The organism is Pedobacter sp. KBW06 (assembly GCF_003852525.1).
Classification (GTDB): domain Bacteria; phylum Bacteroidota; class Bacteroidia; order Sphingobacteriales; family Sphingobacteriaceae; genus Pedobacter.
Map to the genome: position 1 here is coordinate 2,287,911 of NZ_QAJL01000001.1, position 21,328 is coordinate 2,309,238.

Below are 21,328 nucleotides of genomic sequence, written 5' to 3' on the forward strand. Positions count from 1 at the left end.
AAGTCAATGTATCAATTCAAGAAGCAGAAATTATAGTTGGCACATTATTTTAGTCAGCTGGGAGAATTAGCTTTCCATAGACATTTCTGATTTCGATAGTTTTGGAGAAAAATTTAGAAGTGAATATAGTGGAAGCAGTGAAAATTAGGGAGTATCATCCAGACGACAAAGTACGGCTCTTAGTAATTTTGAAACTAAATGTTCCAAAATATTTTCCGGAAAGTAAGTTGAAGGACTTCGAAGAGTATCTTGAGAATAATATTGTAAAATATTTTGTCGTTCAATTGGGAGAGGAACTCATTGGAGGTGGTGGAATAAATTTAGATGTGTATAATACTGGCAAAATAAGCTGGGATTGCATCTCTCCAAAATTTCAAGGTCTGGGAATAGGGCGAAAATTATTAAAATATAGGATTGAGTATTTAAAATCCCTAAACAACGTAGACAAAATAGTTGTAAGGACTTCACAACTGGCTCATAGATTCTATGTAAAAAACGGATTTGTTCTCCAGAATTTTATAGAATATTACTGGGCTTTAGGATATCATTCGTACCATATGGAAATGTGCATTCTTGAAATGCGAGTTAATTAACCTCGGACAAAATGTAGCGTATTTCACTTGGTTGTAATCGTTCAATTAAGCATCAATTTTTAACTTAGAACCACTAGGTCAGTAAAAACATCTACACTTTAATTGCTATTCATTGTTGATTATTGTCAGAATCTATTTAGAAACAAAGAAGTTCACAATAGGAAAGCACTAAATTCTCCCATGCATATACACGGGAGTTGTTAAACACTGCCAATAAATTTAGGTTAATTAGATTGCGACAATTAGATCAATGCATCATAATCAATCCTTATTTTATTTTTTCTTACTCGGTATAAAGTAAGTAAACCAAAGGAACCAAAGTAGCTCAATTATTTTCCATGAAGCTTCAGTTCCCTGAAAAACTCCAACAACAACTCGTAACTTATAAAAGCCTATAAATCCTAGTAGCCCTAACCACCAATATTTACCCCATACGTATTTATCATTTTTTATCATGGGTCTAATTTACCACAATCAACTGGCATGCAATTGGTTAATATGACTGAACTGACCTAAATTAAGGGTGAGTTTACAAAATACGGCCCTGAATGTATAATGAAAACAACTTCATTTTAGGTATTTACTCTTAACACTAATTCTCTAGAGATTGGAAAAGAATATTAAAGTTCTATCTAGAAAATAGAAAAAGTAATAACTTTTGTTATCTGAAAAAAATAGTCTCAGTTTGTTTGAAAAAGCGAACATTATCGAGTTGTCAACTTACAGCTAAAAGATTTTTTTAGGTGGCAATATGTTTTTTTATCAATAGCTACTAACAGTTCATCAGAACTATCAACCAACGGGTCGTACCAATCGGCTTTCTTCCTAGCCCAAACCAGGTATTTCTCCATATTTGCATCATAACTACCCTCGGATTTCGCTTCCTTTTCCATCATATTAAGATATTCGCGAATCAATTTCGATTTCTCCCAGAGCTCTGCATCCTCCTTCAGTTTAACAAATTTCGTCAATTCCAAAGCTCTTCCTTTTTCCAGATCGAGTTCCACGACTCTCTGTTTGGCGGCGGCAAGTCTGTTCTGTTCCTTCAGAAGTTTCTGAGCTCTTTGAGCTGCAGCCGTTTGCTCCAGATATGACAAGATATCATCTAACTTATCCTCTGTTAGTGTATAAGCTGTATCTTTCCATTCTTTGGAAAGCCAGGAATCGGCTCCAATCTTCAGGATTAATATTCCGCTACCAATATTGTCATATTTATCCCAGCCATATTTAGGATTAGTAACTTCTATCCGACTCTGTTTCTCTCTCAAAGCAATCGCAATACTTTCTCCATTAAGTATTACAGAGGTAAGGTGAGTCCCCAATGAGATATTCCCTCCTGCTCTTTCAACCATAGATATTAATGAATTAAAAAAACGAATGCTCCTACCAATAATCGAGGGGCTAACACGAATATTGAGGGCCTGGTAGCCAATATACAAAAGCTGGTTAGCGCCCTTTCCTTTAGCCTCGAGTTGAAAAACTTTTTGCGCATCGGCGGCCAGTTTATTTAAAGCAGTAGGTAATTTTTCACTCACAGGCTCCTGATATACCACCGCCTCCTTTTTTATCCGGACATTAACTTGTTTTGGAACATAATGGATCAGGTCACCTTCGTTATCAGGCTTGGGCAGGCTGGTTTTTGGCAAGTGATATCCTGCTTTCAACTTTGACCAATATCCATTGGGAGGCAGAGGAATTTCGTGTTTCGATAAAAGTGTCTTAAGCTCCAGATAGCTTATTTTATAAGCGTGCATCAAACTGGTCAGGGGCTTTTCCCATACCAGATTATATAACTCTCTTCTGGTGATTTTAATATCTTTCATAATATAGAGGTTACTCTTTTGAATACTGTTCATTAAACTTGAATCCGCGTGGCAGATGACATTCAAATTTAATGAACAAGCAAGAGATAAAACACTAAATAGGCCCATTGATTTATTTCATTCTCAGACAGAAGAAGATTTAAATCAACTCCGATCTCAATAGTTATTACTAAAAAACCTGATTCTGTTCAACAGGCATTCAATTCAGACAAGAAGCATAACAGTTCAGGTATTAATTTGGATAGTTCACTAATTTTTCGGTCTAAAAAAATAGAACTTCCAATTACTTTCACCTGATTATTAAGCGATTATACAATAAAATTAATAACATCATGAAAATACATCATTCCCAAAGATGCTTTTTCAGCATCCTGCTTGGACTTACTATTATTGCCTTAAGCTGCAAATGTCCAAAACCTGAGCCCCCATCTCAAAAAGAAAGAATCTTCACTTTTATACCAGACAAGCAGGGCCAGTTGACAATTTATGATAAAGAAGGTTTTTATAAAGGCGGGGACATCCTGATTTTGAAAGGGACATTTACTTCAGTCTACATTTCAAACCTCAATGGTTCAGCAACTAGGCCTATTGTTATTAAGAATGCAAAAGGAACTGTGACCACAATTGGCAACTCGTCTTGGGATGGTGTTGATTTATCATTTGGGTTTCACCTAGTGGAAAGTCACTACATCGTCTTGGGTGGAGAGCGGTCCAAGTCTGAATTTGTGCTTAATGGAAGTAAAAGTGCCAATAGACATGCCTACAATAACCTGGTACTTAGTGACCATACCGATCACATCGAAATTAAAAACATGATCATTTCAAATGGTGGGACTGGTATATTGGCTAAAACAGATCCCAAAAAAGGGGATCCATCTACACACCATCCAAATTCAAAATTAGAAGAACTAAGTATCCATGATGTAATGATAGATAGGACTAAAAATGAGGCAATGTATATTGGCCATACGGCCACCTATTGGAACCTTACCAGTGGCGAGCCTTTCTATCTGGATCCTTCAAAATTCATTCCCGGTAAAGAATATGTGCAACCCATCAAATGGGAAAAAGTAAAAATTTATAACAATAAGGTACAAAATAGCGGCTACGATGGAATTCAAACAGCAGCGATAGATCAACTGGAAGTTTACAACAATACGGTAATCAACTGGGCGACCGCTCACAATAGCGTACATAATGGCGCAATATTAATTGGAGGCCGCACGACTAATACCAATACACATGACAACGTTGTACATCATGGATGGGGTGAAATGCTCCAGTTTTACGGGTCCGGGGAGAATGGAGCCAAGCATGTCATTCATAATAACCTATTTAATAGCAATCAATCTTATGACGGCATCAGCCTGAACGGGATCCAGAATGCAGCTGTAGAAATCAGTAATAATACAGTCGCGCTAATTACAGGTGTCGCAATTCGTATAAACGGTTATTTAGGGATGAAAGCTCCTATAGTCATCCGAAGAAATGCCCTCATTCAGCCAAGACTCAATGGTTTACCCATTGTACTCAACGCCTATATTTATATTGAAAATGATGGTATTGTAATTGAAGGCAGTGGCAAGGACGTAAATGTAAAAGTTCCGGTGCTTGAGCAAGCCAAGGTTGACGTGAATAACTTCTTTCAGCCGTTGAATGGGTCCATCTTAGGAGAAAGCGGTTACAGAAAGAGATAAATCAAAACTATTTTTTCTTATCTGCAAACCACAAAATTGCACGATTTAAAATTGCATCATTTTTACTATCATATTGATCCCGGATAAAAATATCGGGTAAAATGGCATTGGTATCCTTGTCATCTCCATTTGCCCTGATATCAAATGCACTGGGCGTATAAACATTGAATTTTGAATACGGCAATTGAAAGCTCAAAGCTTCTCCACCATCATTTGCGGGGGCACCGGTAGGTTCCCCAATCAACGTCGCTAATTTATAGGTTTGAGCCCCATCAGCAAGCATAGTAGCACTAGACATATTTTGGGGTCCAATTAAAAAACACGTTTTCAGTTGATAGCGATTCGGATTCACAGCGAGATATTTTTTCTTTTTATGTTCATAAGACAGAATGCTTCCTGGTTTTGACTGCAAATATTCTACAACTTCTTTTGAAGATTGATCTGGAGCACTCTTTTTCATAAATTCCTGATACTGGTGACTTACTTTAAAGGATCTTCTCGAAGAAAGTCGATAACTCTTATCAGTAAGGTAACTCAGTAGAAGCTCTGCATAATCAGAATCCCCCCCTCCATTATATCTCAGGTCAACAATTAAACCTTTCGCCGATTTTTTTCTTAGATCGATAAAACAAGAATCTAAAAAAAGTTTAAACTTTTCCATTCCGCCAGACATAGATCGGAAATCGATATAACCTAGATCCGGTTTACCTGGTAACAACTTATAGCTATAATTCAACTGATACTCTGTACGATTATTTTTACTAAGATTAGAAAAGCTTATTCCTGAAATCGTATCTGTTAATATCTGTCCAGACTGATTCTTGTAATCAAGAATAAATGGAGAATATATTTTCAGCAGATATAAATGATATGGAAAATTATTTATTGCCTCGTCTATTTGGTATGCGGTTAAGCCCCCTGTCATATTCATAGAGGTATGAAACAACTTAGTCAACGGCTGACCATTGATGGACAATAAAGAATCGCCAGGTCTAATTTTGCCTTCTGAAATAAATTTTTCACCTACCACAAGTTTAAGTTCAAAGTCTGAACTCAGTTTTAATGGAAATAGCTTTGAAGCTCTATATTTCTTTTTAATTGAAGCATCATCATCTACATAGGTATGACCATCTTTTATTAAAGCAGCGACCTGACTTATCGCAACAAACGCATCATCTATCGGGACAGTATCTGGTAATAATTTAAAAATACTATCTACCTTCGCTGCGAGCTCCTTTTTAGAAATAAACAAATAGGCATTCACCTGAATCTGCTCAAAGTTTTGAATCATAAAGTTGACATCACTCAGCAGCTGTTTTTTCTCGAGTAATCCTTTTAAATTGGTTTGTCCGCTTATAAACCCCGGAAAAGAGATCAGAAACAGGATAAGAAATCGAAATGCGTTTCTCATAACAATTAGTAATAATGGTCAAAAGTAAAATTTGCAAATAAAAATAAAGAACTCGTAGTCAAAAACCACCTCCCTAGGGGATAATTAAGGGAAATCATCTGTAGTTAACCCGAAAACAATCTCTCATAAAAGCCACATAGATCACCTTCTGATGTATGTGGCTCTGGGTACTTATCAGGATCACTCGAGTTTATTTGTAATTATAACACCAGTCAAAAGAAACATCGAAGCTATTCAAACAGTTTGGCCAGTTTTTTATGAAGCAGGTCTCCCCGAAGATTTTTTGCTATAATGTTGCCTTTAGGGTCGATAAGCAAGGTACTGGGAATACTTAAGATCCCATAATAGGTAGACACTTCATTCTTTGTGCCGTTTAAATCCGAGACCTGGGTCCAGGGGGTTTGATCTTCTTTTATTGCTTTTTTCCAATTTTCAGCCTTGTCGTCTAATGATATACCCAACACGGTGAAGTTCTTGTTTTTATATTTGTTATAGGCCAGCAGCACATTTGGATTTTCTTTTCGGCAGGGACCACACCAACTGGCCCAAAAATCCAACAGCACATATTTACCCTTAAAATCTGAGAACTGAACTGGTTTACCATCTGTATCATTCTGTGTGAAATTCAAAACTGGTTGCCCAATATCGCTTCTTATTAATATTTCTAATCTTTCTGTAAGGCTTTTACCTTCTTTTGTTCTTAAAACGGCAGATCCAAGCTGATCATATAGTTTCTTTATATCCTTATAATCCTCCTGCATTGCCCTTTCTTTTATCAGACTTAAACTAACGAAACTGGTGGGATTTAGGTGAATATATTGATCTGTTTTAAGATGTTTATCATTACTCAGTGATTTGAGTTTTTCATCAATTACGATTCGTTCCTGTTCGGTACTGTTATCATAGTTTTTACGAATCTCGATTTCCTGAGTTGAAATGTTTTGAACAAACTTCTGATACCTCACAAGCTCATCATGAGATTTCGAACCGGTAATTTTAAGCTCGCTCGGTAGATCTGCATCACCTTCTATATGGATATTACCAGGTTCAATAAAAAATTCGATACTTTTCTTTCGCAATATTAGATAAACTTTCTCTGGCTCAGACATCGCTCCTGTCCAATGAATTTTGCCGTCTTTCAGGCTAATGGTATCTATCTTTAATCCTTCCGAAATTAGACGATAAATAAACAGTTTTTCATTTTTCAGACCAGATATATTGCCAGATAGTTGCACTTTTTGGGCAAATGAAGCCATTGTTAAGAGCAATAAGCCCGCAACGATAAGATTGATATTTTTTAACATGATCTTTTGTTTTTTTTGTGATTTTATGATTAATTTTTAGTGTATCCGGTATTCTGCTCACCAAACAACGGGTTGTACAAAAATTCACTTGGGGGTACAGGAAGAATATATTAACTTTGATTGGTCATTGTTGGCTTCAACAGTCTAACGGTAGCAAAAGGTAAATAAAGCAAAGCCATCCACTCAGGTCCATCTTCTCCCACCAGATTTTTAGATGTCTCCCTATTAAATTTCCAGCTGTAGCTCCTCAGCTGTAATAGCTGACTCACCTGAAAAATAAGGGCTACCATCTTCTTTAGCAGTAATTCATACCTTTTGCTGCAGCTGATGAATAGAACTCGAAATGCATTTTTCATAACAATTAGTGGCAATAGTAAAAAAAGAAAATTTCCTGATAAAAATAGAGAGATCTTAATTAAGATTTCTCTCCTTAGGGAACAATTAAGGTCATCACTGGATAGACGTGGCGGCGGCCACTTTTATCCAGAGCCCAACTTTCTGGCTTTTGGTAGTAGTTGCTGCTGAATATTTTTCCAGATGTCCTGATGGCTTTGCTCAAAATCTGTATCTAGTAAATCACTTGGTTCACCAGCACCATAAAACAACATCCACCTCTCGATCAATTGTATTTCCCGGTCAGCACAGGTTCCCAGTCTGAATTTGTTCAATAATTCTCTTGCATTCTCCACGGGCCAATAGTCTACAATTTATTCTTATACAACTATCACAATGCAAAAAAGCCCAGTGGGTACTCTGTTATAAAATAAACGTAAGGTATACAAATAACCCCAGGGCTGCTCGCATAATTTTCAGAGCCCGTTTCATGTGCGTTTCTACAGTCTGTTCAGAAATCTCCAATTGTTCAGCGATCTCGTTATTGCTTAGAAATTGATTTTTGGAAAGTTCAAAAACCACCCTCATCTAAGGTGCAAAGGCCGAAATTTCTAATTCAATGAGTTGAGTGATGTCCTTTTCAAGAATGTGATAGTCCGCCTGCTATAGGATTGTTTCTATCAAATATTGTAAAGAATTGATATATGTCTCATCAATGATTTGATGCTTATAGTACTGAGCGATAAAGATAGCTTTTTAAGGCTATTTGCTAATTCAAAAGTGATACGATTACTCCATAAGCCAATAAAAACATCCTGCAGAATACCCTTTGCACTATCCTTATCCGCCGGTCTTTTTGTAGGAGAAGGCAAAGAGTAAAGAGTGATAGCGGTCAAAAACTTCCGAAAATGCAGATTCATCTCTGTTTTTCACCAGTACAATTAGTTCATGATCCAATAAATCTTTGCAATGTTGCATTATTGCAATTTCTCTGCACCAAACTACGTAAAAACCTCAATATAAATACATACGCTTATTTATCTCTTTCCAGATTTATACTGCGCTATTAGCTGATCTAAAGATAGGCCAGGATTGGTCTTTACGTATTTTACGAATATTTGCCAGCGCCCTTCCACATTTCGATTACGTCTTAGCGTAAAAAAACTAAATTGTCCTGTAAGTACATTATCATCATTTCGGATGTCATAATTAATCATAACCGATTCCCGCTTTTTAAATCTAGACTCTTCAATGGTAAAATATTCTTCGATTTCCTGAGAGATGAGCCTGGCACAAAAATGAGGATAGCGGTTGTTGAAGATCCGATAGTCATATTTATATATGATGTAAATACAATCCTCAAGTGCATAAAATATATCTTTACCACGAAACCTGTAAATCGTTTCTATTTCACCAGTATCCAGAATTAATCCATCACGCCATTCATCACGGAAAGCGTCATGAAAGTCCTTTCCATCACATTCCAGCCCTATTTTAGTCTCACCAAAGGCTATTACAAAATCCAGCCTGAATTTCCCTGCAATGGTTTCGATCTCGTATTGTGGAAGGATGGAGATAGATGGAGAGAGATACTTTTCCAGGTTCTCAATAAAAATTTCTTCTAAGGGACTTTCCAAACGATCCCGATCCGCACGCTGTTGGACACGGTTAACATGACTATCATCATCTAGCATAAATCATCAAATTATTTGGAATAAATTTAGCATAAACAATATGATTTTTTACTTTATATTAACAACAAATTTAATACATAAGGGCTACTACCCAAACAGTATATATAAAATAAAAACTACCAGAATAGAAACACACATTTGATTATGAAAGATAATTCCTATGGCGCAGCTACTTTACGAGGAGTCATACTTGACGGCTGTATATTATTTGAAAGAATCATGGATAAGTTTATATCAGAGTACTTTGCTGATAGTGAATTTAAAAAGAATCAACTAATGGAATTCATTTTATCCACGGAAAAAATAAGTTTTGATTCAAAACGGCAAATCTTTATTAGTTTGACTAACCATATCTTTCCTGATTTTAAGAAGCAGCATCCAAATTTTGATAAATTATTACAGGAGCTGGTTAGCATCAGAAATATTTTAGCTCATGCCGAGTTATTGCGCAATGACCAAGAACGGGAAGAAGAAGACAGTTTTTCCTACATCAGATATAAAAACGGGAAAAGAACAGTTGTTAACTACAACAATGAGAAAATAAAGATGATCAGTTCAAATATGGACTATGTTGGAGACACCCTGGCCGCCACTTACAAATCATTAATTAATCGATAGATTATCAACTACATAATTAAAAAACAGAATTCATTTTAACGTTCTCAGATCTTATAAGATTCAACTCAGGCGACCAGAAATTATATTTGGCACCTCATTTTAGTAAGCTCAGTCAGTTTACCATTTACAAGTTAGCTGCCCTTTAATACTTTTGAGAAAATTACAGATAGATATGAATGAGATTGAAACTATAAAAATCAGAGAATATCAATCAAATGATAGGGCTCAGCTATTAGAGATTTTCAAATTAAACGTCCCAAAATATTTCTCAGCAAACGAAATAGATACATTCAAAGATTATCTTGACCACAAGATTGAACAATATTTTGTCGTGGAGCTGGGAAAAACCGTGGTTGGAGGCGGAGGAATAAATATTGACATGGGGCATACAGGAAGGATAAACTGGGATTTGATAGATCCAAATCTCCAAGGTCAAGGAATAGGACAAAAGCTACTACATTATAGGATTAGGCTTTTAAAATCCATAAAGGGTATAAGTAGTATAATGGTCAGCACTTCACAACTGACTTACAAATTTTATGAAAAAAATGGCTTTGTCGTTTGTGACTTTATAAAAAAATATTGGGCAAATGGTGGTGATTTATATGCCATGAAATATGACCAAGTAGGAAACCCTCTTCCTAATGGCAATTGGTATCTTTAATCAATTTCGAAATTCAAGCCCAAAAGAAGTAGGAGAATATACAGATTTTAATCCATCTGACATGGAAAAGATAGTGGTACTAAGAAGTTTTTATAATCCATTAGAGGCGCGCATTGTATATGCGAGACTTCTGGACAGCGGTATAGCGTGTTATTTGTCAGATGAATATTCGGTAAGCATTAATCAACTAAATACTTTGGCTTTGGGCGGAGTAAAGTTACACATGTTTGAGTATGATGTTCCTTTTGCTGAAAGCATGTTAACGCAGCAAAATATAGAAGACTTATTTCAGCGAGAGGGGGAAGAAAATTTGGTTGATCCGGTTGAAGAGCAGACCGGCGGTCCGGTGATACTGTGCACTAGTTACCGATCAGCGCATGTAGGATAGGTCCAGGCTACACAGAAAAGGTTCAACATCATCACCATGATCATTTCTTTTTCACTAATGATCTATCTTTTCCATATCAATAAAACCAATCATTGTTTTGATTGTGGACATGAGTTCAAAACAAAGAAATAGGTTCCTTCTGTCTAACTCAATCAACTTACCAAATAACTTAACTCCGCTTTTAAGTTTCAAGTACCGCTTCAACTACTAAATCTCACAGGGAAATTTGTTCCTCTACTCTATTTAAAAAACTGATTAAGAATCTGAGATACGGTCTTAACAGGCTTTTCGTTAGTGCTAAAAATGCTGTTTGGTCTTTTGAACTTTCCTCCATAAACGAGGACACCTAAATCGGTCAAACGGTACTGCATTGCTGTTGGGCTCACGTTAAAGTAAGCTGACAAATGATTGATCGTCAACTTGAAATCTCTGATATTCCAGGGAGCATCATCAACATACATTTTTCCTGTGTTTCTAATTCCTGTTTTGATTTGAAAATATATCAATTGATATTTAAGGTTCCACTCAGGCATCAGGATCGATGCTGCAAATTGTTTTGCCTGCCATTCTATCCAATGCCGCTGGTTTAAAAATTTATGTTTCCCAAGATTCTCATCATAAGACGAATCTGAAAGGGTATCATAATCATCAGCACTAATGCTAAGTTCTGAATGCAAAAAGAAATGTCCTACCTCATGCAATAAGGTAAATGCATATCTTTCACTCTCTGCTATCGCTTTGTCAATTGTGATGATGTTGTTTTTAGGATCAAAGCAGGCATGAATTTCCCGGCCTTTTTCATCATAAATAAACTGGTCAGTAATCACCTTTAGTCCGAAGTTATTTTCAAGGTAGCTAACAAATGAATTCAGATTAACGCTAAAATAATGCTTTTGAATATTGGGATCAAAATCATCCAAAATACGCATGGTTAATTGTTCGATCTTTTTCTTAGAAAGGTATCCCAGCCCGACAAGTGGGGTGTCCACTTTATTCCCCTCAGAAAGACTTCCAGCCAAAGCGTGCTTTAGAAATTTGGTTAACAGGTCTTCCCAGTTAAAATTAGTATCGTTTACATCAGTAAAAATAAAACTCTGGATTTCAGAAAGTTCCTGCTGGGTAGTGATAAAATCAGTATCCAGCAAAAGTGAGGGTTTACTTTTTGAACTGTAAAAAATGATATTTTTTTCATCCTGATCATTCACCTCTATGAGCATAATACCCTTATTCTTTGCATAATTCAAGGCACTTTTTTGGAGTTTACTGGTGGTAATGAAGATCAATTTCGCTGCCGATGACACCTGAGTAGCTTTCTCTTTAAACTCCTCCAGATCATTGATTGGAACAGTGCTTGCATAATCTTTAGCCTCCCCCAAAAACAACAGAGAATAATTAGGGGCATCTTTTAACCAGACTTCAATACTGAAGTCAAATATGATATTGTCGTCTCTATCCTTAGAATAATAGGCTTTTTTACTAAAGAATCTGCAACATTGTGGTATGACTCCCAATGCACCATTATCGATAGCCTGAGACATGAGATTACATGCCCTAGCTTCAAAGGTATCTCCTTTAAGTGTTGTACTCATATTGTTAAATCCCAGTGAATTAAGTTTCTGAATCGAATATCTAATTTACGAAGTATTTGATTGCTAAACTGATTTCTTTATGCACATTTTAGGCAAAGAATGGACCGCCAATATGAATCCCTGAGGTCGGGCGTCACTTTTATAAAAAAACAATGTGGATAATCGGTTGTAATTCTAGTGGGATTTTAATGATAAAAGCTTTAGACATTTGATTTCAGAAAGAAATTGTCCAGACTTTCCTGAAGTTTTTTATTTTTCATTTCTTTTGTCTTTGCTTTTATTTCATTTGGTCCTAAAAAGATCACCCTGTGCTTTGTATAAGAAGCGGCAAACTGTTCTGCTCTTTCCCAACCAGTAGACGTAAAACCTGCAGAAGACCAAAACTCAAACTCTAAATCTTTGTTTTTATAAAGTTCCTGTTTTTGAAACCACTTTTTAAATGCAGGTATTTTCTTTGTGATCCATTTATCAACGATTTCAAAGTCTACCGCTGAGCGTCTCCCCTTACATTCTGCTATAACCACCTTATCGGAATAAGTAGCCAGAATATCCATCTCATGCTTAGCATCATTTTCATAGATCTCCCATCCAATATCAATTTTACTTCCTTTAAAAATATGGTAATGACCAACTACATACTCAAATAATGCCCCTTTGATGTTATTTAACAACCCTTGATTATATTTTTTCAGTTCTATGATCAGCTCCAGGTATTTTTCAGGATTTGTAGCCAGGCCGGCTGCAGCATTTGTTAACAATGTAATGAGGTCGTTCAAAAGTTTGGCATACTTTCCTCCGAAGAGCTCTCCAATAAATCCGACAACGATGCCTTTTGCTTTCAATGCTAAAAGCGCAGAATTATGTAGGTTATCCACCAGCAGATACGGCATAATCCTAGACGCGTTTTTGAAAGATTGAATTTGGTCCAACTTAGTAAGAAAGAATTCCACATCTTGTTTGTATGTCGGTCTTCCTAAAATAATATCTGCCAATAAAAAGCCATGGTGCTCCCCATTTCTCAGACCAATTATAGGGCACACTCCTTTCAGCCCCCATCTAAATTTTCCATATTCGGCAAAGAGCTCACCTGTATCGTAAGAAATCAAACCAATATTTCTTGCCTGGGTTTTGAAATTCTCCAGTACCGTATGTTTAATAACTTCCAGTGTTTGGCTTAAAAACTTGTTGGCACCACTGAACCTTAATTTTGGTGAAAAAGAGTACTCATCCCTGTCAAAGACCAGCACATCCTGCTTCACAAAAGTTTGCATCACTTCATTAAATGGCTTGTGCGATTTGAGTGGCTCAATCGGATAACTTGAATAAGCCTCCAGAAAATGTCTGCTGATTGTTCCTCCGTTATACCTGATGGCATTCAGCGCGTACCAATATTTGCGTCCATGAAGTGACATTTGTTCAGATAGAATCTTAAAAACGTCACCATCCTGCTGATGTTCCGGTAAAAAGATCAGCGATTGTCCGCTTTGAAAAAAACCTGAGACTCTAACCAAACTCTTATCACGGGCAATTCTCTGACTGGCCGTATTTACTGGTATCCCTTCGAGCTGGGATACGATTCTTGCCAGATCACTTGAAATCATTGGTCCACGAGCTTCCAGAATGCTTTGAATCGTTGTCATATCACGCTATATATAAAATACATTTATTATAAATATTAAAGCTAAACAAAATTTTGAAAATGAAAAAATCAAAAGAAACAACTTTGAAGGCTGATTTTGACTTTGTCATATCAGTTTTCATAATAAAAACAAAAATGATTTCAACCTTTTCTGATCAAAGGTTTTGGTGTTTGTTCCTGACAATGCGGTACTGGCTAAAGAATATATTTATCTGTACCCTCATTCAAAACTGATTACAGATTTATTAAATTAGCAGCTTTAACCTCTCATATGACAAATTTAGAAACTCTTAATCAAATTAAAAAAATCACCATCACTTCCCTTGTAGAAGAAGATGATCTTATGGATATATTGATCCTTAAGGGAGGAAATGCTATCAGCATGGGCTATGGACTTGGAAACCGTGCCTCTTATGATTTGGATTATTCATTAGAGGAAGATTTTGAAGACATTAATGAGGTTCAGCAGCGATTGGAGAAAGCAATCGAAAAAAGCTTTCTAAGGGAAGGATATATTGTCATAGACTTTATAATTAAAGAAAAGCCTAAAACAATAAAGCCAGATCTTCAGAAATTTTGGGGAGGTTATTGCCTGGAATTTAAACTAATAACAATAAAAAAATTCGAGGAGCTGGGAAAAGACATGGAAAAAGCCAGAAGAAATGCTTTAGCGCTTAATCCAGATAATTCTACCAGATTTACTGTAGACATTAGCAAATTTGAATATATCGGCGATCATAAAACACAAATCCAGATCGATGGTACTTATTTATATGTATACGCTCCTGAGCTTATTGTCTTTGAAAAGATAAGAGCACTCGCGCAAAAACTACCCGAATACTATACTGATGTACTACAGCAAAGCAAAGCCAGGTTAGAAGACGACAGAGCGAGAGCCCGGGATTTTTATGATATACACCAAATCCTGGAACACTTTCAAATTGACATTACCACAGAGTCGGCAAAAGAAACACTAAGAATGGTATTTGAAGCTAAGAGAGTACCTATTAATTATATCAAAAGAATCAGGTCTATGGAAGACATACACCGACAGGGCTATCCCACAGTTGCAGATACCATATCACGAAAAGACAGGGATATGGGATTTGATTTCTATTTTAATTACGTTATGGATAGGATAGAAAACCTTTTTGAATAATAATCAGATCAGCCCAGCTGGATAAAAAATACGCCATTTTTCAGAGTACTCTATATCTTTCATTTCATAGGCCAGATAAAAATCATGTTCCTTGGGTCTATTGAGGAAAATATCAATCTGTGATTTTCTATAATTTCCCGCCGCTTCCAAATAAAATCCTATGGCCTGATCATAAGGGTAGGTAAATGCCATTTTATTGAGATAAGCTGATATTCTGTTTATTGATACTTTATGTTTTTGATTGGCGACTCTGAAAGCTTTAATTACTTCAGAAATCCCACCAGAGTAAGAAGGGCGAACGACGATATCAATCAGTGTTCGCTCCAGGTCAGTAACCTTAAGACTCATCTCTCCGGATTCTTCAAGAATAGTCTGTCCTAGATTATTAGTGTATTTTCCCCTCAACAATACGATCTGATAATCCTTGAAATCGACTGTTGTTTCCGATTGTCTTTGTGGTTTTTGGAAAGCTGCATCGATATTCTTCTGCAGCAGCTCTCCACTATTTAGTTTCACAGGACTGCTTGACTGTTCGACAGTAATATAAATTTTTTTAGGTATCTGCTCACTTAATCCCCAGATAGTAATCGCAGAATAGTGAGAAAGGTAACCTTTTGGAAAAATGCTAGAAGCAATATCATAAACAAAGGCATCCCCCAAGTAAAACAGTCTTTGGCTTGCTACTCCGGGAAACTTAAAATCCGCTTCGTTAATAAATTCTTGTTCAGCCAGCTGATCCAGGAATTTATTCAGATCCATGTATAACGGCAATCTCCATTTATCCTTATATTTCTCAAAAATGCTATCCAGATAGTTTTTGGTATAAACTTTCTTCCCATCTTTAGTAAGCGTTTTAATTATTTCAGGTAGGACCGATAAGAATCGTGGTTTGTTTGCCATATCATCTGAAGTTTCACTAAGTGTATACACTTAGTGAAACGAAGGTAATGATTTTTGATCACATTTACAAATATAAAAACGTTGCTCAAGAACTTCAAACGGCCTTATTGACTCGTAAATAGTTATTAATTACAATGATATAAAGTATATATACTTTATATCAAAGATACATTAAATAAATCACACTTAAACTAAAATAATGGACCATTCGACAAAGATGACAGTGGGATGAAACAGGAGTTAAGAATGACAGTTATCGTAATATTATTATTATTTATAATGTTAAAAGTATATATACTTTTAACAAAGTTACATTAAATAAATTACATTTTGCAAATGTTTGGCTCATTTTCTTCGCTCAATGGAAGTCTTGCAGACTGAAATATTTGTATGAAACATTCTCATTATCCGATACTACTCTCCTGTTTTCAGATTACGGCATGAGGTCAGTGGTACTGACCAAACCAATCAGATGTTGTATTTCCTTCGTCATGAAACATAAAAAAATTAAAAAATACCATTTATAAAAGATGGCTTTAGGGTTATTTTTTATTTATGAATTTTTTCAAATGTAAAGATCAGAACGGCAGTGAAGCACTGTTCTTCTGGCAAGTAAGAAAAGAAGTATACTATACCCAGGATGGGCCAGATTTAATTGTAGATCAATTTAACATAAGGTCTGCAAAGAACCCGAATAATGGCCTCTACTCCCTTCAGGTTTTGGTGGGTATAAATAACAATAAGATTGTCAGTCAGACCAGAGATGATGGGGCAAGCGTCACCGGTAAGGGTATATTGGGGGGAATGCTAAAAGAGCTATTCGAGTACTATCAGGGGAAGACCATTATATCCAGTTCCTGTAACAAGCCTGAGTTCAAAGAAGAGTCCAGGGTACCTAATATGACAAGAATATACCAGCGGCTGTATAATGAATACAAAGTTTCCTATGACTTTTTCAGCGATGTCTATTATTACAACCAGTATAATTATGATCAATCTGAAGATAAACTGCCTGATGACTAAAGAATTTGTGTAGTTCTGCAGGTTTCAACTTTAGTGGTAATTAAGTAAGGTAAACTTCCAAATTTTATATAGATTAGACTTACGTCCCGGGAGCCTAATGGGTGCCTAATTTGTCATAAATTTTATTTATAAGTAAAATTTCGTTAAATTTATCCCGAAAACCGAACAAAATTGTATATTTAAGTGAACTTTGAAATTACAAAAATTGAAGCATTGAGTGGACGCAAAGTCTCCATATATACAATTTTACCTGAAGGCAAGACCACTACCCTATTTGAAGATTTTTTGATAGAAAACAGCGTTACCTACAAGAAAGAGGTGGAAGATATATTATATAGGATCAAAATAATGGCGGACAAAGAAGGAGCAAGAGAAGGCTATTTCAAAATTAATGAGGGTAAGCTTGAAGATTCGGTATGCGCTTTGTATGACAAACCGGGATCAAAGATTCGGCTTTATTGTATCAGACTGGGTAATACCGCCGTTATATTAGGTGGTGGCGGGCCAAAGAGTAAATCAATCAGGTCCTGGCAACAGGATCCTGCTTTATCAAAAAGTGTGAAGCAGCTGATTGAGGTACATGATAAAATATATCAGCGAATACTTAATAAAGATATCAAATGGGCCCCGAATAATAAAGATTTAATTGGCGATCTAGATTTTAACGAAAATGAGTAAGATAAATAAGGCGGAAGGATTGACAGAAAACGCACTGATACAATCGCTACTTGGAAAAATTGATCCTGCCGAAAAACAGCAGATTGCAATCAGAATGAAAGTAGCCGGAGTAATTGCAGATCAGCTTACCGCACAAAAAATATCCAAGGGCCAACTTGCAGAGAAACTTGACAGAAATCCATCAGTTATTACCAAGTGGTTAAGTGGTACACACAATTTCACAATTGACACTTTGAGCGTAATCAGTAGCTGTCTGGCTATTCCTATGTCCGAATTTTTTACAGAACCAGAGGAGCCGTTACTTTCTTCTGTACATTTGGAAATCAAAGATTGGATTCAAGGAGATAATGTTCCTATCCAATGGGGCAACTACGCAAGGGGCGCTAGATATCTGAAAGTGGACATACCATCCGTAATTACTGAAACAGAATATGCCTATGAAACGAATTTGGTTCCGAAAAAATCTCGATCTCAGACGATATTTCATCTAAAAGGAATTACAAAGTTAAATTTTTCTCAATTAACAGTTCACAGCGATGATTGGATTGTTGCAGATGAAAAACCGGAACTTTTGGACCCCAAGTCATTTTCAAAAGTATGAGCAAGTCAAAAAATAAAGAAATTCTGTATCACCTAGCCAGCATCGAGCTAATTGGTACAGAACTAAGCATACCTGCAGATTTCACGGGCAGGGAGACCTATGATTATGACATCACTGTGCAAAGTCGTTTAGTCCAGAAAAATCAAATGATTCGTTTAAACCTGGAAATACAAATCAAAGCCGAAAAAATTGAATACGGTAGTCTGAGCTCAATATTCTGGTTTTCTATAGCCAACTATGATCAAGTATTCGTCAAAAATAAATCAGGGAAATATGCAATTCCAGAAAATCTTTTGCTTGCATTGAATTCTGTTTCCATATCAACTGCAAGAGGCATGATGTTTTCTGCATTTAGAGGAACAGCTCTTCACAATGCATTATTACCGATCATAGATGCCAAAGATGTTCTACAAGCTCAATAATTGGCAACAAGATACTATTATTTAAACGAGTATTCATCTACAAGAGCCGGTAGTTTTAAAGGAAAAATCAAAAAATGATATTTTTATATGTTATAATATATAAAAATATCATTTTTTAAATATATGATATATTATAATATACATTATTATAACAACAAGTACAAATCAAAAATTATATATTATTATATACTTTTTTAGATATAAATGCTATATTTATATATTATAACATACATTTATGCCATTTGAATCTTTAAAAATAAAAGACGTCAAAATCAATATTGGCGAATTGGTAAAACTAGTTAGAAAAAGAGAGAAGGTTACTCAAGAAGAACTAGCTGAATTACTGAATCTTTCCAAATTAACCATTCACAATTTGGAAGCTGGGCGCAATACCAATATTGATACTTTATTAAAAGTATTTCAACATTTTGATCTTTTAGAAAAGTTCAATCAACAGTTGCTGGATAATATTCAGGATCAGCATTACGATTCACTCTATTAAAATGGCTAAAAACAACATCATAGACCTACATTGCTTTGGTCAGGAAATCGGAAAAATTGGATTTGATGAAAACCGAAGCAAATCTTCTTTTCAGTATAACCCAGACTATTTGAAATCAGGGATCTACAGTAATTTATTTCCTTTCATTTTAAAAAAAGTAGCTCCGGTACAAGTTTTTGGCCAGTTCAATAATGAAACTTTCCGAGGATTACCTCCTGCCATTGCGGATTCGTTACCTGATGTTTTCGGCAATCTTATTTTTAAAACCTGGCTGGAGTCAAAACAAAAAGATTTCAAAAAGATATCTATTATAGAACAACTTGCGTATGTTGCCAACCGTGGCATGGGCGCACTGGAATACCTTCCAGGCAAAAAGATACCAATTGATGCCACCATCAACATAGATGAAATCGTTAACGTTCTAAAACTTGTACTTGAAAATAAGCAAGATACATCCTCAGATCGACTTGACAGTACTTCTTTATTAAACATTTTTAAAATTGGAAGTTCAGCTGGTGGAGCAAGGCCAAAAATTTTAATATCCGAAAACAAGAAAACCCATAAGATCATCCCAGGAGACCTGGAATATTCTGAAGAATATAATCATCTCTTGGTTAAGCTATGCGTGGATCAGGAACACGGATACCAAAGGGAGGTCATTGAATATGCTTACTATTTAACGGCAATGGAGCTAGGCATTACGATGATGCCTTCACACCTAATTGAGGACAAACATTTTGCGACGCTTCGATATGACCGCCAGGATGGCAAAAAGCAGCATGTGCTGACCGCCTCAGGGATGACAGGATGGGATTTTAAAAATCCAGACCTATCGAGTTACGAGAATTTGTTCAAGTTAGCTAGCTCGTTAAAACTTCCACATAAACAGCTTGATGAGTTATTTAACAGAATGATTTTTAACCTCGTATTTGCCAATACAGATGACCATTTGAAAAATCATTCATTTATCTATGATCCAGAAAATGACCGTTGGAATTTATCTCCAGCCTACGATCTAACTTACGCATTTAATCCACTGCTCAAAGTGACTAAATCCAGCAGAGCTTTATCTATCAATAACAAAAGAACTGACATAAAATTAAAAGATTTACTTAGTCTTGCCGATGAGTATACCATTAAGAATCCAAAAGGGATCATCGAAAAGATGCAAAATGGAATAGAGCTCTGGCTACAAAATGCCAAACAACTACAGCTATCCGAAAAAATTATCTCTAACATTTATCAGGACTTCATCACCTTCCAGATGTAAAAAGGTACCTTGTAAATTCCAAACAGAGATGTTTAGTTATTTTCCAGCAGACCAATTTTTGCAAAATCGACGATAAAAAAACCAGAAGAGGTGCTCTTCTGGTTCAAGGTCTTGAGAGTTAATAAAGTTTGGATTCAACTAACCATTGAATCAATGGGGGGAATAATTAATAGGCTAATTCTGCCTTTCGTGCTTCCTGCAAATCATATGCAGTTTGCAAACCAATCCAGTATTCGGCACTGATTCCCAATACTTTTTCTAATTTGAGAGCAAGGTTTACTGAAATATTTCTTTTACCAGTAAATATCTGGCTTAGGTTATTTGGAAGTAAATCCAATTCTTTCGCTAGCAACTTTTTAAGTAGGTCGCGTTCCTCTATCTCTTCCAATAAGAAGATTCCGGGGTGGAAAGCTTCTGCAACTATTTCAGCACCTTTATGATTAAAGATCTGATTGTTCATTTTGTTTACATTTTTTTTACAACTGCCACAAGTCAGCTTGTGGCAGTTTCCGTTAAATTCTTTTTTAAGTGTAGTGATTATTCACCTCTTCTATAACAACGACTTCAATGCTCATTTCGTCTTTAGCAACAGAGACAATCAGGCGGTAAGCCTTGTTAAGGCGGATAGAATATTTCCCTTTATACCTGGTCTGTTTAAGCTTTTCAAGATGTAGTGATTTAATCGCTCTTAAGTCTTGCAAGTTTTTCGCTTGTGAAATCTGAAAAATTCTTTGCTTTAACTTGGTTATTACCTCCTGGGGGAACTCCTGCTTCCCAACGAGTTCTTTCTGCTCCGCGAGCGCTCCTAGGCGCTCGTCATGAATTAGTACCTTCATTCTTTACGTTTTAGTTGATTGATTGCTTTCGTTCTCTGTCATGTTCATGTTGTTTTAGGTGAATCATTAGTTTATTACATGTTATCGTTGTACGTTAACAAAGATAACAACAAAATCAATATGATCAAAATTTGATAATGATCTTTTTTTGATACCTATCTAATTTTGATCAATTCTAAAGAGA

At 35.9% G+C, this 21,328-nt stretch carries 24 protein-coding genes; 12 read left to right on the forward strand and 12 right to left on the reverse strand.

Annotation, left to right across the window (positions count from 1 at the left end):
* Window positions 1-101 precede the first annotated feature (101 nt).
* Window positions 102-593 carry a GNAT family N-acetyltransferase gene (locus DBR43_RS09380; RefSeq protein ID WP_233602918.1) on the forward strand — a complete coding sequence of 164 codons (492 nt, stop codon included), beginning with the start codon at window positions 102-104 and terminating at the stop codon, window positions 591-593.
* 704 nt (window positions 594-1,297) lie between these two features.
* Here DBR43_RS09380 and DBR43_RS09390 read toward each other — a convergent pair.
* Window positions 1,298-2,416 (reverse strand): hypothetical protein, encoded by a 1,119-nt coding sequence (locus DBR43_RS09390; RefSeq protein ID WP_124580044.1) that lies wholly within the window; start codon window positions 2,414-2,416, stop codon window positions 1,298-1,300.
* Window positions 2,417-2,748: 332 nt separating this feature from the next.
* Here DBR43_RS09390 and DBR43_RS09395 point away from each other — a divergent pair, with 332 nt between their 5' ends.
* Window positions 2,749-4,113, forward strand: a complete 1,365-nt coding sequence (locus tag DBR43_RS09395; RefSeq protein ID WP_124580046.1) for a right-handed parallel beta-helix repeat-containing protein — start codon at window positions 2,749-2,751, stop codon at window positions 4,111-4,113.
* Between the two features lie 7 nt (window positions 4,114-4,120).
* Here the strand turns inward: DBR43_RS09395 and DBR43_RS09400 are convergent, their stop codons facing one another.
* The 6 genes from DBR43_RS09400 to DBR43_RS09420 form a co-directional block, all read right to left on the reverse strand.
* Window positions 4,121-5,524: a S41 family peptidase gene (locus tag DBR43_RS09400; protein ID WP_124580047.1), complete on the reverse strand. Its 1,404-nt coding sequence runs from the start codon at window positions 5,522-5,524 to the stop codon at window positions 4,121-4,123.
* A 230-nt stretch (window positions 5,525-5,754) separates the two neighbouring features.
* Complete coding sequence (locus tag DBR43_RS09405; RefSeq protein WP_124580049.1) at window positions 5,755-6,828, reverse strand: TlpA disulfide reductase family protein; 1,074 nt, start codon at window positions 6,826-6,828, stop codon at window positions 5,755-5,757.
* 479 nt (window positions 6,829-7,307) lie between these two features.
* Window positions 7,308-7,517, reverse strand: a complete 210-nt coding sequence (locus DBR43_RS09410; protein ID WP_124580051.1) for a hypothetical protein — start codon at window positions 7,515-7,517, stop codon at window positions 7,308-7,310.
* Between the two features lie 67 nt (window positions 7,518-7,584).
* A complete protein-coding gene (locus DBR43_RS33515; protein WP_124580053.1) occupies window positions 7,585-7,749 on the reverse strand; it encodes a sigma factor-like helix-turn-helix DNA-binding protein in 165 nt (54 codons plus the stop codon).
* A 252-nt stretch (window positions 7,750-8,001) separates the two neighbouring features.
* On the reverse strand, window positions 8,002-8,139 hold the full coding sequence (locus DBR43_RS32910; RefSeq protein WP_158622466.1) for a hypothetical protein: 138 nt from the start codon (window positions 8,137-8,139) through the stop codon (window positions 8,002-8,004).
* A gap of 59 nt (window positions 8,140-8,198) precedes the next feature.
* Entirely contained in the window at window positions 8,199-8,855 is a 657-nt protein-coding gene (locus tag DBR43_RS09420) for a hypothetical protein (RefSeq protein WP_124580055.1), read from the reverse strand.
* Between the two features lie 144 nt (window positions 8,856-8,999).
* On the opposite strand from DBR43_RS09420, the gene DBR43_RS09425 reads away from it, so the two are divergent.
* The 3 genes from DBR43_RS09425 (at window position 9,000) to DBR43_RS09435 (ending at window position 10,525) form a co-directional block, all read left to right on the forward strand.
* Window positions 9,000-9,473, forward strand: a complete 474-nt coding sequence (locus DBR43_RS09425; protein WP_124580057.1) for a hypothetical protein — start codon at window positions 9,000-9,002, stop codon at window positions 9,471-9,473.
* A 172-nt stretch (window positions 9,474-9,645) separates the two neighbouring features.
* Complete coding sequence (locus DBR43_RS09430) at window positions 9,646-10,137, forward strand: GNAT family N-acetyltransferase (protein WP_124580059.1); 492 nt, start codon at window positions 9,646-9,648, stop codon at window positions 10,135-10,137.
* Complete coding sequence (locus DBR43_RS09435) at window positions 10,118-10,525, forward strand: hypothetical protein (RefSeq protein ID WP_233602919.1); 408 nt, start codon at window positions 10,118-10,120, stop codon at window positions 10,523-10,525. Before DBR43_RS09430 ends, DBR43_RS09435 begins: the two co-directional genes overlap by 20 nt.
* Before the next feature lie 239 nt (window positions 10,526-10,764).
* On the opposite strand, the gene DBR43_RS09440 is transcribed toward DBR43_RS09435, so the two are convergent.
* Both DBR43_RS09440 and DBR43_RS09445 read right to left on the reverse strand, forming a co-directional pair.
* Window positions 10,765-12,114 carry an ImmA/IrrE family metallo-endopeptidase gene (locus DBR43_RS09440; RefSeq protein WP_124580061.1) on the reverse strand — a complete coding sequence of 450 codons (1,350 nt, stop codon included), beginning with the start codon at window positions 12,112-12,114 and terminating at the stop codon, window positions 10,765-10,767.
* 200 nt (window positions 12,115-12,314) lie between these two features.
* Window positions 12,315-13,754, reverse strand: a complete 1,440-nt coding sequence (locus tag DBR43_RS09445) for a hypothetical protein (RefSeq protein ID WP_124580063.1) — start codon at window positions 13,752-13,754, stop codon at window positions 12,315-12,317.
* A 270-nt stretch (window positions 13,755-14,024) separates the two neighbouring features.
* Here DBR43_RS09445 and DBR43_RS09450 point away from each other — a divergent pair, with 270 nt between their 5' ends.
* Window positions 14,025-14,912 (forward strand): nucleotidyl transferase AbiEii/AbiGii toxin family protein, encoded by an 888-nt coding sequence (locus DBR43_RS09450; protein WP_124580065.1) that lies wholly within the window; start codon window positions 14,025-14,027, stop codon window positions 14,910-14,912.
* A gap of 3 nt (window positions 14,913-14,915) precedes the next feature.
* Here the strand turns inward: DBR43_RS09450 and DBR43_RS09455 are convergent, their stop codons facing one another.
* Window positions 14,916-15,812, reverse strand: coding sequence for a hypothetical protein (locus DBR43_RS09455; protein ID WP_124580067.1), 897 nt, complete (start codon window positions 15,810-15,812; stop codon window positions 14,916-14,918).
* A gap of 555 nt (window positions 15,813-16,367) precedes the next feature.
* On the opposite strand from DBR43_RS09455, the gene DBR43_RS09460 reads away from it, so the two are divergent.
* The 6 genes from DBR43_RS09460 to DBR43_RS09485 all read left to right on the forward strand — a co-directional run bounded on the left by DBR43_RS09460 (window position 16,368) and on the right by DBR43_RS09485 (window position 20,308).
* On the forward strand, window positions 16,368-16,835 hold the full coding sequence (locus DBR43_RS09460; protein WP_124580069.1) for a hypothetical protein: 468 nt from the start codon (window positions 16,368-16,370) through the stop codon (window positions 16,833-16,835).
* Window positions 16,836-17,018: 183 nt separating this feature from the next.
* Window positions 17,019-17,513 carry a hypothetical protein gene (locus DBR43_RS09465; RefSeq protein WP_124580071.1) on the forward strand — a complete coding sequence of 165 codons (495 nt, stop codon included), beginning with the start codon at window positions 17,019-17,021 and terminating at the stop codon, window positions 17,511-17,513.
* Complete coding sequence (locus tag DBR43_RS09470) at window positions 17,506-18,114, forward strand: helix-turn-helix domain-containing protein (RefSeq protein ID WP_124580072.1); 609 nt, start codon at window positions 17,506-17,508, stop codon at window positions 18,112-18,114. Before DBR43_RS09465 ends, DBR43_RS09470 begins: the two co-directional genes overlap by 8 nt.
* Window positions 18,111-18,536: a hypothetical protein gene (locus tag DBR43_RS09475; RefSeq protein WP_124580074.1), complete on the forward strand. Its 426-nt coding sequence runs from the start codon at window positions 18,111-18,113 to the stop codon at window positions 18,534-18,536. The genes DBR43_RS09470 and DBR43_RS09475 overlap by 4 nt, the downstream gene beginning before the upstream one ends.
* Before the next feature lie 235 nt (window positions 18,537-18,771).
* On the forward strand, window positions 18,772-19,038 hold the full coding sequence (locus DBR43_RS09480; protein ID WP_124580076.1) for a helix-turn-helix transcriptional regulator: 267 nt from the start codon (window positions 18,772-18,774) through the stop codon (window positions 19,036-19,038).
* A 1-nt stretch (window position 19,039) separates the two neighbouring features.
* Window positions 19,040-20,308: a type II toxin-antitoxin system HipA family toxin gene (locus tag DBR43_RS09485; RefSeq protein ID WP_124580078.1), complete on the forward strand. Its 1,269-nt coding sequence runs from the start codon at window positions 19,040-19,042 to the stop codon at window positions 20,306-20,308.
* A gap of 166 nt (window positions 20,309-20,474) precedes the next feature.
* Here the strand turns inward: DBR43_RS09485 and DBR43_RS09490 are convergent, their stop codons facing one another.
* Together DBR43_RS09490 and DBR43_RS09495 are read right to left on the reverse strand one after the other, a co-directional pair.
* Entirely contained in the window at window positions 20,475-20,768 is a 294-nt protein-coding gene (locus tag DBR43_RS09490; RefSeq protein ID WP_124580080.1) for a HigA family addiction module antitoxin, read from the reverse strand.
* 64 nt (window positions 20,769-20,832) lie between these two features.
* Window positions 20,833-21,144, reverse strand: coding sequence for a type II toxin-antitoxin system RelE/ParE family toxin (locus DBR43_RS09495; protein WP_124580082.1), 312 nt, complete (start codon window positions 21,142-21,144; stop codon window positions 20,833-20,835).
* Window positions 21,145-21,328: the final 184 nt, after the last annotated feature.

What these genes read in the sequence shown, in the direction of transcription:
- DBR43_RS09390 (WP_124580044.1), bottom strand. Translation starts at nt 2,416, where the DNA reads ATGAAAGATATTAAAATCACCAGAAGAGAGTTATATAATCTGGTATGG.
- DBR43_RS09395 (WP_124580046.1), top strand. Translation starts at nt 2,749, where the DNA reads ATGAAAATACATCATTCCCAAAGATGCTTTTTCAGCATCCTGCTTGGA.
- DBR43_RS09400 (WP_124580047.1), bottom strand. Translation starts at nt 5,524, where the DNA reads ATGAGAAACGCATTTCGATTTCTTATCCTGTTTCTGATCTCTTTTCCG.
- DBR43_RS09405 (WP_124580049.1), bottom strand. Translation starts at nt 6,828, where the DNA reads ATGTTAAAAAATATCAATCTTATCGTTGCGGGCTTATTGCTCTTAACA.
- DBR43_RS33515 (WP_124580053.1), bottom strand. Translation starts at nt 7,749, where the DNA reads ATGAGGGTGGTTTTTGAACTTTCCAAAAATCAATTTCTAAGCAATAAC.
- DBR43_RS32910 (WP_158622466.1), bottom strand. Translation starts at nt 8,139, where the DNA reads ATGCAACATTGCAAAGATTTATTGGATCATGAACTAATTGTACTGGTG.
- DBR43_RS09420 (WP_124580055.1), bottom strand. Translation starts at nt 8,855, where the DNA reads ATGCTAGATGATGATAGTCATGTTAACCGTGTCCAACAGCGTGCGGAT.
- DBR43_RS09425 (WP_124580057.1), top strand. Translation starts at nt 9,000, where the DNA reads ATGAAAGATAATTCCTATGGCGCAGCTACTTTACGAGGAGTCATACTT.
- DBR43_RS09430 (WP_124580059.1), top strand. Translation starts at nt 9,646, where the DNA reads ATGAATGAGATTGAAACTATAAAAATCAGAGAATATCAATCAAATGAT.
- DBR43_RS09435 (WP_233602919.1), top strand. Translation starts at nt 10,118, where the DNA reads ATGGCAATTGGTATCTTTAATCAATTTCGAAATTCAAGCCCAAAAGAA.
- DBR43_RS09440 (WP_124580061.1), bottom strand. Translation starts at nt 12,114, where the DNA reads ATGAGTACAACACTTAAAGGAGATACCTTTGAAGCTAGGGCATGTAAT.
- DBR43_RS09445 (WP_124580063.1), bottom strand. Translation starts at nt 13,754, where the DNA reads ATGACAACGATTCAAAGCATTCTGGAAGCTCGTGGACCAATGATTTCA.
- DBR43_RS09450 (WP_124580065.1), top strand. Translation starts at nt 14,025, where the DNA reads ATGACAAATTTAGAAACTCTTAATCAAATTAAAAAAATCACCATCACT.
- DBR43_RS09455 (WP_124580067.1), bottom strand. Translation starts at nt 15,812, where the DNA reads ATGGCAAACAAACCACGATTCTTATCGGTCCTACCTGAAATAATTAAA.
- DBR43_RS09460 (WP_124580069.1), top strand. Translation starts at nt 16,368, where the DNA reads ATGAATTTTTTCAAATGTAAAGATCAGAACGGCAGTGAAGCACTGTTC.
- DBR43_RS09470 (WP_124580072.1), top strand. Translation starts at nt 17,506, where the DNA reads ATGAGTAAGATAAATAAGGCGGAAGGATTGACAGAAAACGCACTGATA.
- DBR43_RS09475 (WP_124580074.1), top strand. Translation starts at nt 18,111, where the DNA reads ATGAGCAAGTCAAAAAATAAAGAAATTCTGTATCACCTAGCCAGCATC.
- DBR43_RS09480 (WP_124580076.1), top strand. Translation starts at nt 18,772, where the DNA reads ATGCCATTTGAATCTTTAAAAATAAAAGACGTCAAAATCAATATTGGC.
- DBR43_RS09485 (WP_124580078.1), top strand. Translation starts at nt 19,040, where the DNA reads ATGGCTAAAAACAACATCATAGACCTACATTGCTTTGGTCAGGAAATC.
- DBR43_RS09490 (WP_124580080.1), bottom strand. Translation starts at nt 20,768, where the DNA reads ATGAACAATCAGATCTTTAATCATAAAGGTGCTGAAATAGTTGCAGAA.
- DBR43_RS09495 (WP_124580082.1), bottom strand. Translation starts at nt 21,144, where the DNA reads ATGAAGGTACTAATTCATGACGAGCGCCTAGGAGCGCTCGCGGAGCAG.